Raw genomic sequence first — 13,416 nt, forward strand, 5'->3', positions numbered from 1 at the left:
CGCGTGCCCGTCCCCCTTTATCAGGCCAAGGCCGAGTTCTTCCGCACGCTGGGCCATCCGGTCCGCATCCGGGTGCTGGAGCTGCTCAGGGACGGCCCCCGTCCGGTCAGGGAACTGCTGACCGAGATCGAGGTCGAGCCGTCCAACCTTTCGCAGCAGCTCGCCGTCCTGCGCCGTACCGGGCTGGTGAACGCCGTGCGGGAAGGTGGCAGCGTCGTCTACTCGCTGTCCACGCCCGACGTGGTCGACCTGCTGGCGGCCGCCCGGCGGATCCTCACCGACATGATCGCCGACCAGGGCGAACTGCTGGCCGAGCTGCGGGCGGAGGCGGCCGAATGAGGTCCTGGGCGGCCCGTGCGGCGCGGCTGCTCCCCTCGCCCGCGGACTGGCGGCCCGCCCGGCGGGCGCCCGGCCGCGACCTGCTCGCCGGGCTCACCGTCGCCGTGGTGGCGCTCCCGCTCGCGCTGGCGTTCGGGGTCGGGTCCGGGCTGGGGGCTCAGGCGGGCCTGGCCACCGCCGTCGTGGCGGGGGCGCTGGCGGCCGTGTTCGGCGGGAGCAACCTCCAGGTGTCCGGGCCCACGGGCGCGATGACTGTGGTGCTGGTCCCGATCATGCGGGGTCACGGGCCGTCCGGCGTGCTCATGGTGGGCCTGCTCGCGGGCGTCGTGCTCGTGGCGCTCGCGCTGGCCGGGGTGGGCCGGTACGCCCGGTACATGCCCATCCCCGTCATCGAGGGGTTCACCGCGGGAATCGCCGTCGTGATCGCCCTGCAGCAGGTGCCCGCGGCGCTGGGCGTCAGCGGGGCGTCGGGCGAGCGGGTCTGGCAGGTCGCCGCGGACGCCGCCGTCCGCTTCGCCCGCGATCCGCGTCCCGTCCCGCTCGTCATGGCCCTCGCCGTCGCCGCGGCCATGCTCGCCGGGGCCCGCCTGCGGCCGACCGTGCCGTTCTCGTTCGTCGCGGTCGTGGTGGCGACGGCGGTGGCCGAGGCGGCGAGGCTGGACGTGGCGAGGATCGGCGCGCTGCCCGCCGGCCTGCCCGCGCCGTCGGCGGGGTTCCTCGACCCCGGCGCCGTGGGGGCGCTGGTCCCCGCGGCGCTGGCGGTGGCCGCGCTCGGCGCCGTCGAGAGCCTGCTGTGCGCCTCGGTGGCCGACGCGATGAGCGTGGGCGAGCGGCACGACCCGGACAGGGAGCTCTTCGGTCAGGGGCTGGCCAACATCGCGGCTCCCCTGTTCGGCGGCGTCCCGGCGACGGCCGCCATCGCCCGTACGGCCGTCAACGTGCGGTCGGGGGCCCGGTCGAGGCTGGCCGCGCTCACGCACGCGGCCGTGCTGGCTGTGATCGTGTTCAGCGCGGGCGGCCTGGTCGGCCGCATCCCGCTCGCCGCGCTGGCCGGGGTGCTGCTGGCGACCACCGTCCGCATGGTGGAGGTGGGCTCGCTGCGCGCCGTCGCGCGCTCCACCCGGGGCGACGCGGCGGTCATGGCCCTCACCTTCTCGGTGACCGTCGCCCTCGACCTCGTCACGGCCGTGGCGGTGGGGGTCGGGGTCGCGATCGTGCTGGCCCTGCGCGCCGTCGCCCGCAGCGTCCGGGTCGAGCAGGTGCCGCTGGAGGCCGGGGACCACGGCGACGAGGAGCGCCGGCTCCTGGCCGAGCACATCGTCGCCTACCGGTTCGACGGACCGCTGTTCTTCGGCGCGGCCCACCGGTTCCTGCTGGAGTTGTCCGAGGTGGCCGACGTCCGGGTGGTCATCCTGCGCATGTCGCGCGTGTCGACGATCGACGCGACCGGGGCGGGGGTCCTCGGCGACGTGATCTCCCGTCTGGAGGGGCGGGGGATCATCGTCCTGTTGTCCGGCATCCGGCCCGGGCACGACGGGGTCATCGGCCGTCTCGGAGTGGCCGGGCATCTGTGGCGGGACGGCCTCGTCCTCCCCGACACGCCCGCCGCGATCGCCCATGCTCGTACGCTCATCGGGCGCACGCCGAAGGGTGTGGTCGCCCCTCTGGGGCCCGTACGCTTCGAGTGAGACGAAAGTAGCCGTATTACCTACCAAAAATGTGGGACTATGAGGCATGAGCTCGTGGCCACGCGCTGAGACGCCGATGACCGCCGCCATCATGGCCGCGCGCTGGGTGCGGTCGGCGGCCGTCGACGACGAGTCCGGACGGCACTGGCTGGCCAACCCCGATCCCCGGGGCCGGTCGGCGAGGGCGGGACATCCGTCGTCCCTCTATGCGGGCGCCGCCGGGATCGTGCTGTTCTTCCTGGAGCTCGCGGCGGCCACCGGGCACCAGGCGTACCTCGACGACGCCCGGGCGGGCGCCCGCTACCTCGCCCGTACGTGGCCGGAGCAGGCCGACCTCACGCTGTACCACGGGCTGGCCGGCACGGTGTTCGCGATGGCGGAGACCGGCTGGGCCACGGGGGACGAGGATCTCACCGACGCGGCCCGCGCCGCCGCCGACCAGATCGTGCGGAGCGTACGGCAGATGGGCGACGGCATCGGCTGGACCGGCGACCCCGCCCAGCGCGGCGACGGCGGCATCGTGCTCGCGCTCCTGCACGCGGCCGGCATCCTCGGCGTGCCCGTCTACGAGGAGGTCGCGGTCGAGGCCGGGCAGCGCATCGCGAACCTCGTGGTCCCCGGCCACCGCTTCGGCGGCGACTCCTGCGCGGACCTGCCGGTCGACGCCGTCACCCCGGGGTTCCTGTCCGGCACGGCGGGCACGGCGTTCCTCCTCGCCCGTCTGTACGGCGTGACGGGCGAGGAGCGGTTCCTCGCCGCGGCCCGGCGGGGGGCCGACTTCGTCCGCACGGTCAGCGAGGTGACCGACAAGTGCGCCCTCGTCCCGCACCACGTGCCGCAGGGACGCCGCCTCCACTACCTCGGCTTCTGCTCGGGCTCGGCCGGCGTGGCCCGGATGTTCTACGAGCTTCACCGCGTCACGGGCGACCCGGGCGACCTCGACTGGGTGGATCGGCTGGCCCACGGGATCGTCCACAGCGGCGTGCCCAACCGGCACTCCCCGGGCTACTGGAACGTCGCCTGCCTGTGCTGCGGCACTGCCGGCGTCCTCGAACTGTTCGTCGGCCTGTGGGCCGCCACCGGGCGGGAGCAGTACCTCGACTTCGCCCGGTCGCTCACGGGCAACCTGATCGGCCGGGCGACCGAGCACGACGACTCGGGTTACCGCTGGTACCAGGCCTACCGCCGGCTTCGGCCCGGGGAGGTCACGGCCGACACCGGCTACATGGTCGGCGCCGCCGGCATCGGCGCCGCCCTCCTCCACCTGGACGCCGCCGGCCTGCCCGCCTCACCCCGCCGGCTGATCCTCCTGCCCGACAATCCGTTCCCGGCCATTCCCGTCCCCGCCGCCGTTCTCCGCGACGGGCCGGCATAGGCGTTTCCGCCTTGAGGGCTCCATGCGCTGGCTGTTTGCGCTGGGGTGAAAACTTCTGGGTTCCCTGTCGGCGCGCGACCACACTGGTTCAGGTGTGCCCGGGGACCGGCCGACGCGGCGAGCCGAGGTGGCCTTCCGTCTCCGGCGAGAAAACCGAGCAGAAGAAACGAGCGTCCGCGCGAACACCCCCGGCTCCGGCCGCGTCTGAAAGCACGAGCGTCCCGAATCCGCCATGGAGGCGCCGCCGAGTAACGGCATCACGGGACGCCGGCATGTGACGAGCGCGCGAGCGCTTACCGACGGGAGGACACGATGAGAACGAGACGTGGCGGAGCGACCCTGGCAACCGGCGCGCTCGTCCTGACGGGCGTGTGCGTCGCGCCTTCCGCGCCGGCGCAGGCGCAGGCCGCCGCGGTCGCGGCCGCCCGGGCGAGCCACAAATGCGACCGGAGCGACGACAGCAGGAAGTTCGCTCTTCCCGGCAAGAGCGACATCGCCGTCTTCATCAATCACTGCATCTTCAAGGAGAAGTCCGGCGGGAGCTACACAATAAATTCCTCGATGGTCATATCGTGGAACGAGGTCAGCCGGCATTTCGGGTCGATGCACAGGTTCAATCACTTCTACGCCTACCTGTACATCAACAGGAGGAAGCACAACCGGTTCGGTGGCGACGAGAACTACAGAAGGACCCGCTGCGACTTCACCGACAACCTCAACGCGCGCCGCAGCGGCAGCGTGGGATGTCAGACCCCGAAGGTGAAGTACAGCTCCAAGTACGACTACTACTCCGATGTCTACGTCGTCGCCGATGTCGCCAGCGACGGCAAGGGCGACATCAACTGGCCTCTGGACAGCTCGTACTCCATCCACTGATCCGCCGCTCCGCGCGAGAGTCACCGGGCCGGAGGCCGCGAGCCCCCCGGCCCGGCGGGGACGGGATTCGCCGGGGGTGGGCGGCGCCCGGCGGCGGTACATATGTCACGCCGTTTTCCGTACGTATGAGCCTGTCCGGCTGCGGGCGCGGTGAGCACGCTGGATGGCATGCGACGACTGCTCCCGGCGCTGGCGCTGTTCCTCCTCGCCCCGCTGGTCGCCGAGTTCCTGCTGGGCGACTTCCCGATCACGTATCTGGCCGCCCTGGTCCTGCTCGCCCCGATGTACGGCGGGGGCGCCCTGCTGATCCGGGAGGTCGTCCGGCGGAGGGGCCGGGGGTGGCCGGCCGTCGTGCTGCTCGCGCTCGCGTACGGGGTGGTGGAGGAGGGGCTCGTCACCCAGTCCCTGTTCGACCCCGGTTACGCGGGCGCCCATCTGCTCGACCGGGGATTCGTCCCGGGACTGGGCATCGCCCTGCCCTGGACGCTGTTCGTGCTCGGCCTCCACACGGTCTGGAGCATCTGTGTGCCCGTCGCGCTGGTCGAGGAACTGGCGGGCGACCGGCGGACGCAGCCGTGGCTGCGCCGGCCCGGGCTGGCGGTGACCGCCGCGCTGCTGGTCGCCGGGGCGGCCGTCACCACGTTGTTCACCTACGCGCAGTACCACTACACGGCGCCGGCGCCCCGGCTCGTGGCCGCCGCCGCGGTCGCCGTGGCGCTGGCGGTGCTCGCGTTCCGCCTCCCGGTCGCTGGGCTGCCGGTCGCGGGTCTCACCGCGGGCCGTGCTCTCGTCGGCCGCCCCACCGCGGCCCGTGCCCCGTCCGCGCGCCGTGCTCTGCCCGCGCGCCTTGCCGAGGGCCGTGCTCCGGTCGGCCGCCCCACCGCCGGCCGTGTTCCGTCCGCGCGCCCCGCGCCGGGGCCGCTGCCGGTCTTCCTGGCGTCGCTCGCCGCCGGGGGCGTGTTCATGGTCGCGATGGCCGCGCCCGCGGCGGTCGCGGTCGCCCTGCAGGTGGCGCTCTACACGGCTGCGGCCTGGGCGGTGACGGCGTGGGCGCGCCGGACGGGCTGGGGCGGGGCGCAGCGGGCGGCGCTCGCCGTCGGGGCCCTGCTCACCTACGCCTGGCACGCGTTCCTGTCCAGGCCCGTGGTGGACAGCACCCCGGCCCTGGACCTCACCAGCCATGTCGTGCTCGGCCTCGGCGCGGCGGCGCTCGCGGCCGCGGCCTACCGGTCCGCCCGTCTCCGGCCCCGGCCCGCCGTCTCCCGGACCTGACCGGCCCCTCGCACCTGACATCCTCGCGCCGCACCTCCCGGCGTACGGCCCGCCCGCACGGGGGCGGCGGGCCGTACGCCCTCCACGTCGGGTCGGCGCCGCGGCGTGCTTCCACCAGAGCCCGCGACGACCGGCACGACTGAAAATTTCAGCTGCGCGGCCTCGTTTGCGCTGATGGAGGGTCGACGACCTCGTACGTCGTTGAATAAACCGGTCAAGTTGACAACGCTTCCGTCCGGTCTTCGACGGAAGGACGGAAGCGACATGCGACGGAGAGGCGCCATCCTCACCGCCCTCGGCCTGATCGCCGCGGGTGGATTCGCGTTGGTGAACACGCCGGCGGCCGACGCCGCCGTGGCATGCAAGGTCACCTACGCCGCCAGCCAGTGGCAGGGCGGCATGTCCGCCAACCTGAGCATCCAGAACCTGGGCGACCCGATCAACGGCTGGACGCTCACGTTCACGTTCCCCGACAGCGGCCAGAAGGTCGCCCAGGGCTGGTCGGCCACCTGGAGCCAGTCCGGCAGCGCCGTGACCGCCGCCAGCCTCGACTGGAACAAGTCCCTGGCCAACGGCGCCACGACCAACATCGGCTTCAACGGCACCTGGACCAGCAGCAACCCCACGCCGACCGACTTCAAGATCAACGGCCTGTCCTGCAACGGCCCCAGCCCGTCCCCCAGCCCGAGCCCCAGCCGGACGCCGACGCCGACCCCCACGCCGACGCCGACGCCGACGCCGACGCCGACGCCGACCCCCACGCCCACCCCGACGCCCACTCCTCAGCCGGGCGCGGCGCCCAGGCTCAAGGTCTCCGGCAACAAGATCGTGAACGCCTCCACGGGCGCCGCGTACCGGCTGCTGGGCGTGAACCGGTCGGGCGGCGAGTTCATGTGCGTCCAGGGCCGCGGCATCTGGGACGGCCCGACCGACAACGCGTCCATCGACGCCATGCTCACCTGGAAGGTGCGGGCCGTGCGCGTCCCGCTCAACGAGGAGTGCTGGCTCGGGCTCGGCAACATCCAGTCCGCGTACGGCGGGACCGCGTACCAGAACGAGGTCAAGGGCTACGTGAGCCGGCTGGTCGCGAAGGGCGTCACGCCGATCGTCGAGATGCACTGGAACTACGGGCAGTACACCGGGCCGTCGTCGGGCTGCTCCGACGTCCACGCAACCTGTCAGAAGCCGATGCCCGACGCGCAGTACGCGCCGCAGTTCTGGACGGGCGTGGCCAACGCGTTCAAGGGGCAGACCGAGGTGGTCTTCGACCTGTTCAACGAGCCGTACCCGGAGCGGGCCACGGGCGGCACGGCCAGCGGCTGGGCCTGCTGGCGCGACGGCGGCACCTGCTCCGGCATCCCCTACCAGGTGGCGGGCTTCCAGACGCTGGTCAACACGGTCCGGGCGACCGGCGCCCAGAACGTCATCATGATCGGCGGCCTGGCCTACTCGAACGACCTCAGCCAGTGGCTCCAGTACAAGCCGGCCGACCCGCTGAACAACCTGGCGGCGGCCTGGCACGTCTACAACTTCAACGCCTGCGTCAGCAGCTCGTGCTGGGACAGCCAGCTCGCGCCGGTCGCGGCCCAGGTGCCGCTGGTCGCCGGCGAGATCGGTGAGAACACCTGCTCGCACGGGTTCATCGACCAGGTGATGGCCTGGCTGGACGGCAAGGGGGCGTCGTACCTCGGCTGGACCTGGAACACCTGGGACTGCTCCTCCGGCCCCTCCCTCATCAGCGACTACAACGGCACCGCTACTGGCTTCGGCGCCGGGCTGAGGGCGCACCTCCAAGCGGTGTGACCCACCGGCCGTCCCCGCCGTGGCATGCCTTCACCCGTTCCGGGAAGAGGGCATGCCACGGCTTTTGCCTGCTTCGTCCTGATCTCTACCTGTTCCGACCCAAAGTAAAATTTCTGTCCTGAATATCGCTTGTTGGGGTCTTCCTGGCTTAGTGTCCGATTACCAAACCGTGACCAGTCAGGAGATCCCCCATTTCCAGCTACGCGGACAACCACCACGACGCCTGGTGGCAGACGGCCTCTGTGGCCGACGGCGTCGCGCACGCACAGTACGACGGCGCGCGGTTCGAGCAGCATCAGGACTCCTCCCTGCTCCCCGCCGCCGCCCAGGACGGGACGGCCGCCCCCGAGCGCATGCTCGCCGTCTCCGCCCCCGCCGGTGAGACCGCGGCCGCGGACGCGACGGCCGGTCACACCGCGTCCGGTTGTCCCGGTGCCGGCGACGAGTTCCTCTTCAAGGGGCACACGACCGCCTCGTACTTCTGGGACGACGGTTCCGGCGTCAACGGCGACACCGGGGCCCCCGCCTCCGGCGAGCCGATGCAGAAGGGCCTCGTGGCCAGCCCGAGCTGGCCGATGGGCACGAAGGGCTACGTCCTGTACGACGGCAAGAAGGCCGACTTCTTCGTCGGGGACCGCGGCCCGGGGGTCCCGTCGAGCAGCGGGGTCATGATCGACCTTGACGGCAAGACGTTCGCGGAGCTGACCGGCGGCACGTGGAACCACGACTCCTACACCGTCCAGGGCGTCGGCGGCATCGGCCACATCGCCGTCCAGTACGTCATCACCGAGTGGGGCTCCGGACCGGGCAAGAAGGGCGCGCCCGTGCCGTTCTCCGAGGGCGCGTACGCGATGCGGCACAGCCCGGACCCCTGCCCCCACGCCTCCGCCGCGCCTGCCCCCTCGCCGTCCGAGACGGCGGCGGCACCGGCGGCTGATCCGTCGGCCGCCCCGTCGGCGCCCGCGCCCGCCGCGGCCAAGGCCGTGGCCGAGAACGCCCCGCGGAACGAGCAGGGATCTCAGGGCGCGGCGGCCGGCACAGGCAGTCAGGGCGCCCAGGCGGTTCCCGAGACCGCGGCCCCGAAGAGCCAGACGACCGGCGCGGCGACCGGCGACCTTCACACGGTGTCGGCGGTCACCCCCCAGCCGGAGCAGGACCTGCCCGTCCCGGTCGTCTCCACCGCCGTCATCGCCTGCGCGCTCGCGGCCTGCGGCGCGAAGCTGGTCTTCCGCCGCGGCTCCGGCCACCGCTGAGCGGCGTTCCCGCCCACCCCCGTCCGCGCGGGGGCGGGCGGCCTCCCCTGACGAGGCGCCGCCGACCCTGAATCTTTCAGCGACGAGCAGGGCGGCGCCCTGCCGCGCCGGCCGTGTCGTTGACGGTCCGCGGACTCGAACGGACGATCGCTCCGAGACCACGACCGATCGACGCGAGGGACGAACCGATGCGAAGAGCGTGGCTGGGGGCGTGCGCCGGCGTGGTGCTGGCCGCCGTGACCGTCCTCATCCCGGCGGCCGGAGGGGCGGCGGCCGACCCGAGTCCCACCCCGGCGCCGTCGCCGACCACCGCCTGGCCGTGCAACACCGGCCCCACCCGGCCGAGCGACCCGCCGAACGACCCGCCGACGGCTCCGGGCACGCCCGAGGTCGTGAGCGTCATGATGATCGAGGCCCGCCTGCGTTGGGCGGCGGCCACCGACCCCGACGGCATCGCCTGCTACTACGTCTACGAGGCCCTGCCCAACGGGCAGAGCACACTGCGGGCCACCTTCCAGCCCGCGGTGACCGAGGGAACGGTCTACCTCCCGTGGCCGTCGTACTCCGTTCGGTACGAGGACCACAGCCTGTACGTCGTGGCGGTCGACTCCCGCGGGATGTCCGGCGCCAGGTCGGGCTCGGTCACGGTGCGGGTCTACAACGACGTCATCATCCCCTCCTCGCCGCCGCCCTCCTCACCCCCGCCGCCGCCCCCGCTCGCGTGCCACGTGACGTACGGGTCGACCACCTGGAACGGCGGCATGTCCACCTGGATCGAGATCGCCAACACCGGCACCACGGCGATCAGCGGCTGGCGCCTCACGTTCACGTTCCCCTCGGGGGGACAGCACGTGACCACGGGCTGGTCGGCGCAGTGGACGCAGAACGGCGCCCAGGTCATGGCCTCGAACATGCCGTGGAACGCCGACATCGCCCCGCACCGGTCCGTCTCGGTCGGGTTCAACGGCAGCAACACCGGCACCAACCCCGCGCCCGCCGCGTTCTACGTGAACGGGACCGCCTGCACCTGATCCCGGTCCGGATCCCCGCCGCCGCACGTCCGCGGCGGCGGGGTCACCGCCGGCCGCGCTTGAGCATCCCCGCGACCCGCTTGAGGACGCGGTCCCACTCGGAACCGAACGGGTTGTCCTGCACCAGGTACGTCCAGGTCGCCGTGGGCCGCTTGAGCCCCTGCTCCGCCAGGTCGCGGCTGAGGTCGGCCTTCTCGAACGTCTCCTTCGACCGCCGTTCGATCTCGTCGAGCATGGCCCGGTAGGCGGGGACGGCCTCCCGGTTGAACTCGTCCAGCGGGTTGAGCCGTCCGAGCGCCCGCAGGTGGATGCCCTCGCGGAGGTCCGACAGGAAGCCCAGGTGCTCCGTCCAGCACCGGTCGATGTGGAACAGCACGATCTGCCGGGCCGCGCGGCTCACGGTCTCCTCGCCGGCCGTCTCCTCCAGCTCGCGATAGCGGCCGGGGCAGGCGATCCGCAGCGCCTCGGCCCCCGCGTCGCCGTGCAGGACGCGGTCGCGCCGTTCCAGGATCTCGGCCCGCTGCTTCTCCAGGGCCCGCGTGTAGCGCCAGGTGTTGCGGTGGATCTCGAGGTTGACCCCCTCGGCCACCCGCTGGGCGTGCGCGACCAGGAGGCCCGCGCGCCCGTCCCGTACAACGCCGTCAGGGTCGGCGGGGGGCAGCGCGTCGTCGGGCGCGTACGCCGTGAGCAGGTGGTCCTCCCCGCTCACGAGGAAGACCGAGCCGCCCGGGTCGCCCTGGCGCCCGGCGCGCCCCCGGAGCTGGTCGTCGAGCCTGCTGCTCTCGTGCCGTCCCGTGCCGATGACGTAGAGCCCGCCCAGCGCGGCGACCTCGGCCTCCTGCTCCGGGTCGCCGCCGCCGAGGCGGATGTCGGTGCCCCGCCCGGCCATCTGCGTGGACACCGTGAGCGCCCCGCGCTCGCCCGCCCGCGCGATGATCGCCGCCTCCTCGGCGTCGTTCTTCGCGTTCAGCACGACGGGCCGAAGGCCCCGCCCGCGCAGCGCCTCGTCCAGCCGCTCGGACTCGGCGACGTCGAGCGTGCCGACGAGGACCGGCCGCCCGGTGGCGTGCCGGGTCTCGATCTCGTCCAGCAGCGCCTGCTCCTTGGCCTCGGCCGTGGGGTAGATCCGGTCGGGCTCGTCCACTCGGACGCACGGCCGGTTCGGCGGGATGACCGCCACCCTCAGGTCGTAGAACTCCCGCAGCTGGTCGGCCACGGCGAGGGCGGTCCCGGTCATGCCGCAGATGCGGGGATAGCGGCGGATCAGCGACTGGATCGTCAGCGAGTCGAGGATCTCCCCGGTCTCGGAGGCGGGCAGCCGCTCCTTGGCCTCGACGGCGGCCTGGAGGCCGTCCGGCCACCGCTGGAGCATGGCGACCCGTCCGCGGGAGGCGTTGACCAGGTGGACGCGGCCGTCCCGCACGATGTAGTCCACGTCGCGGGTGAGCAGGGCCTGGGCGTGCAGGGCGAGGTTGACCTGGGTGACGACGCCGGGGTGCTCGTACAGGTCGATGCCGAGGGCCTTCTCGACCGTGTCGGTGCCCTTGGGCGTGAGGAAGACGTTGCGGCCCTCCTCGTCGATCGTGTAGTGGTAGCCGCGCGACAGCCGCCGCACCAGGGCGGCCATCTCCGGCAGGGCCGTCCCGGGGTCGGCAGCCCCGGCCAGCACCAGCGGCACCCTCGCCTCGTCCACGAGGACGGAGTCGGCCTCGTCGACCAGCGCGACCCGCGGAGGCGGCGTCACGAGGTCGGCCGGGTCGACGCACACCCGGTCGCGCAGCACGTCGAAGCCCAGCTCGCTTACGGCCGCGTAGGTGACGTCCTTCGCGTACGCCTCCCGGCGCTCGCCGGCCGTCGACCCCTCGGCGACCCAGCCGGCCGTCAGGCCGAGCAGATCGTAGAGCGGCCCCATCCACTCGGCGTCGCGCCGGGCCAGGTAGTCGTTGACGGACACGGCGTGGACCCTGCTTCCGCGCAGGGCGTACCCGGCGGCCGTCATCGCGCCCACCAGCGTCTTGCCCTCGCCGGTCGCCATCTGCACGACGTGGCCGTCCAGCATCGCGAGCACGCCCGTGAGCTGCACGTCGAAGGGCCGCTGCCCGAGCGCCCGCCGCGCCGCCTCGCGGACGACGGCGCAGAAGTCGGCCGTGCCCACCCAGGCCGGGCCGGCATCCGGCGGCCGCAGGTCGTCCCGCCCGCGGACCTCGTCCTCGAGCGCGGCGGCCTCGGCGACGACGCGCTGATACGGCGCCAGGTCGACGCTCCCCGGTCTGTCGAGGACGCGCCTGATCCACCTGCCTACCCGCGCCATGCCCGCTCCAACGACTCGACTGCCGGACTGGTTCCGTCCGCCCGGTTCATGGTGCCATCTTCGCGGGACCGGAACGCGCGCCCGGTTGTCCGTACCTGACACTCCCTGACAGGTACGGGCGGCAGCATGGCGGGCATGACAACGATCGCGAAGCTCATCGCCGTGACCATCGACTCCGCCGACCCCAAGGGGCTCGCCGAGTTCTACGCCACGATCCTCGGGTTCGAGGTGCGGTACGCCGAGGACGAGTACGCCGGCATCGGCGACGGCACCGTCAGCATCTACTTCCAGCGGGTGCCGGAGCGCAAGCCGGCCGCCTGGCCGGGCCCGGACAAGCAGTTCCACCTCGACGTCCGGGTCCCGGACGTGGACAAGGCCGTCCAGGAGTACCTGGAGCTGGGCGCCACCAGGCCCGACTTCCAGCCGGGCGACGGGTGGGTGGTGCTGGCCGACCCCGAGGGGCACCTCTTCTGTGTCTGTCCGGAAAGGTCCTGATTTCGCGGTTATCCACAGGCGGGCCACGGGGCGGCCGGTCAGTCCCTAAGCTTGCGTGGTGACCATCCACTCTCCTGACACCGGCCGGCGCCCATGACGTGGGTGGGATTGGCCATCGCCCTCGTGGGGGCGCTGGGATACGCGCTGGGCGCGGCCCTGCAGCAGTTCGAGGCGGTGACCGAGGGGGCGTCCCTCGCGCTCGTCAGGCGTCCCCGCTGGTGGATCGGCGGCGTGATCGGCTTCGCGGGGGCGTCGCTGCACGCCGTGGCCCTCAGCGTGGCGCCGCTCGTGCTGGTGCAGCCGGTGAGCGTGGCCACGCTCGTGTTCGCCGTGCCGCTCGCGGCCACCCTGCACGGCAGGCGGCCGCGCCCGGCCGAGATCGCCGGGTCGGTCGCCGTGGCCGCCGGGCTGCTCGGGCTCATGCTGCTCGTCCCGGCCCGCAACGTCACGCCTGTGCTGTCCGACACGGCCGCGCTGGGGCTCATCGGGTGTGTCGGGCTCGTCGTCGCCGTGACGTTCTCCACCGCCCGACTGGCGCGCGGGCCGGCCAAGGCGCTGCTCATGGCCGTGGGCGCCGGGTCCGTCACGGCGACCGTGTCGACCTTCGTCCGCGTCGTGGGCGGCGGCCTCGGCGGCGACCTGAGCCGGCTGGTCACCTGGTTCACGCTGGCCATCCCCGTGCTGCTCGTGTGCGCCGTGGTGCTGCTCCAGAAGTCGTACGCCGTGGGCTACTTCGGCATCGCCTACGCCGGCGTCCAGGTGGTCGACCCCATCACGTCGGTCACGGCGGGGGCCGTGCTGCTGGGCGAGCCCCTGCCGAGCGAGCCCGGAAAGGTGGTGCCTGCCCTTCTCGCGGCGGCCCTGCTCATCGGGGGCACGGTGACGCTCGGCCGGCTGGCGCCCGACCACGCACGGCCCCGACCCGTCCCCGAGGAGCCCGCCGACGCGGTCGGCGCGGCCCACGCCTGAGGTC

At 73.1% G+C, this 13,416-nt stretch carries 11 protein-coding genes; 10 read left to right on the forward strand and 1 reads right to left on the reverse strand.

The features are described from left to right. Window positions 1–3 precede the first annotated feature (3 nt). From MPTA5024_RS32535 to MPTA5024_RS32570, 8 genes are all read left to right on the forward strand, one after another. Window positions 4–339 (forward strand): ArsR/SmtB family transcription factor, encoded by a 336-nt coding sequence (locus MPTA5024_RS32535; RefSeq protein ID WP_036331514.1) that lies wholly within the window; start codon window positions 4–6, stop codon window positions 337–339. Further along, entirely contained in the window at window positions 336–2,027 is a 1,692-nt protein-coding gene (locus MPTA5024_RS32540) for a SulP family inorganic anion transporter (protein WP_036331516.1), read from the forward strand. The genes MPTA5024_RS32535 and MPTA5024_RS32540 overlap by 4 nt, the downstream gene beginning before the upstream one ends. 76 nt (window positions 2,028–2,103) lie before the next feature. Then, on the forward strand, window positions 2,104–3,402 hold the full coding sequence (locus tag MPTA5024_RS32545) for a lanthionine synthetase LanC family protein (RefSeq protein WP_232326740.1): 1,299 nt from the start codon (window positions 2,104–2,106) through the stop codon (window positions 3,400–3,402). 312 nt (window positions 3,403–3,714) lie between these two features. Beyond that, on the forward strand, window positions 3,715–4,278 hold the full coding sequence (locus MPTA5024_RS32550; protein ID WP_157099850.1) for a hypothetical protein: 564 nt from the start codon (window positions 3,715–3,717) through the stop codon (window positions 4,276–4,278). A 168-nt stretch (window positions 4,279–4,446) separates the two neighbouring features. Then, window positions 4,447–5,550 carry a hypothetical protein gene (locus tag MPTA5024_RS32555; RefSeq protein ID WP_036331520.1) on the forward strand — a complete coding sequence of 368 codons (1,104 nt, stop codon included), beginning with the start codon at window positions 4,447–4,449 and terminating at the stop codon, window positions 5,548–5,550. A gap of 264 nt (window positions 5,551–5,814) precedes the next feature. Beyond that, a complete protein-coding gene (locus MPTA5024_RS32560; protein ID WP_036331521.1) occupies window positions 5,815–7,353 on the forward strand; it encodes a cellulose binding domain-containing protein in 1,539 nt (512 codons plus the stop codon). A gap of 242 nt (window positions 7,354–7,595) precedes the next feature. Continuing rightward, entirely contained in the window at window positions 7,596–8,606 is a 1,011-nt protein-coding gene (locus MPTA5024_RS44005) for a hypothetical protein (protein WP_232326741.1), read from the forward strand. Between the two features lie 188 nt (window positions 8,607–8,794). Beyond that, the gene (locus tag MPTA5024_RS32570) at window positions 8,795–9,637 is read left to right on the forward strand and encodes a cellulose-binding domain-containing protein (RefSeq protein WP_036331523.1); all 843 of its coding nucleotides are present in this window, start codon (window positions 8,795–8,797) and stop codon (window positions 9,635–9,637) included. Window positions 9,638–9,680: 43 nt separating this feature from the next. On the opposite strand, the gene secA2 is transcribed toward MPTA5024_RS32570, so the two are convergent. Beyond that, window positions 9,681–11,948, reverse strand: a complete 2,268-nt coding sequence (gene secA2 / locus MPTA5024_RS32575; RefSeq protein ID WP_036331524.1) for an accessory Sec system translocase SecA2 — start codon at window positions 11,946–11,948, stop codon at window positions 9,681–9,683. 135 nt (window positions 11,949–12,083) lie between these two features. On the opposite strand from secA2, the gene MPTA5024_RS32580 reads away from it, so the two are divergent. Continuing rightward, the gene (locus tag MPTA5024_RS32580; RefSeq protein WP_036332074.1) at window positions 12,084–12,443 is read left to right on the forward strand and encodes a VOC family protein; all 360 of its coding nucleotides are present in this window, start codon (window positions 12,084–12,086) and stop codon (window positions 12,441–12,443) included. Window positions 12,444–12,536: 93 nt separating this feature from the next. Next, window positions 12,537–13,412 carry a DMT family transporter gene (locus tag MPTA5024_RS32585; RefSeq protein ID WP_051458936.1) on the forward strand — a complete coding sequence of 292 codons (876 nt, stop codon included), beginning with the start codon at window positions 12,537–12,539 and terminating at the stop codon, window positions 13,410–13,412. Window positions 13,413–13,416 lie beyond the last annotated feature (4 nt).

Origin of the sequence: Microbispora sp. ATCC PTA-5024, from assembly GCF_000511135.2 — a bacterium.
Classification (GTDB): Bacteria; Actinomycetota; Actinomycetes; order Streptosporangiales; family Streptosporangiaceae; genus Microbispora; species Microbispora corallina.

What these genes read in the sequence shown, in the direction of transcription:
- MPTA5024_RS32580 (WP_036332074.1), top strand. Translation starts at nt 12,084, where the DNA reads ATGACAACGATCGCGAAGCTCATCGCCGTGACCATCGACTCCGCCGAC.
- MPTA5024_RS32545 (WP_232326740.1), top strand. Translation starts at nt 2,104, where the DNA reads ATGACCGCCGCCATCATGGCCGCGCGCTGGGTGCGGTCGGCGGCCGTC.
- MPTA5024_RS32570 (WP_036331523.1), top strand. Translation starts at nt 8,795, where the DNA reads ATGCGAAGAGCGTGGCTGGGGGCGTGCGCCGGCGTGGTGCTGGCCGCC.
- MPTA5024_RS32555 (WP_036331520.1), top strand. Translation starts at nt 4,447, where the DNA reads ATGCGACGACTGCTCCCGGCGCTGGCGCTGTTCCTCCTCGCCCCGCTG.
- MPTA5024_RS32585 (WP_051458936.1), top strand. Translation starts at nt 12,537, where the DNA reads ATGACGTGGGTGGGATTGGCCATCGCCCTCGTGGGGGCGCTGGGATAC.
- MPTA5024_RS32540 (WP_036331516.1), top strand. Translation starts at nt 336, where the DNA reads ATGAGGTCCTGGGCGGCCCGTGCGGCGCGGCTGCTCCCCTCGCCCGCG.
- MPTA5024_RS32550 (WP_157099850.1), top strand. Translation starts at nt 3,715, where the DNA reads ATGAGAACGAGACGTGGCGGAGCGACCCTGGCAACCGGCGCGCTCGTC.
- secA2 (WP_036331524.1), bottom strand. Translation starts at nt 11,948, where the DNA reads ATGGCGCGGGTAGGCAGGTGGATCAGGCGCGTCCTCGACAGACCGGGG.
- MPTA5024_RS32560 (WP_036331521.1), top strand. Translation starts at nt 5,815, where the DNA reads ATGCGACGGAGAGGCGCCATCCTCACCGCCCTCGGCCTGATCGCCGCG.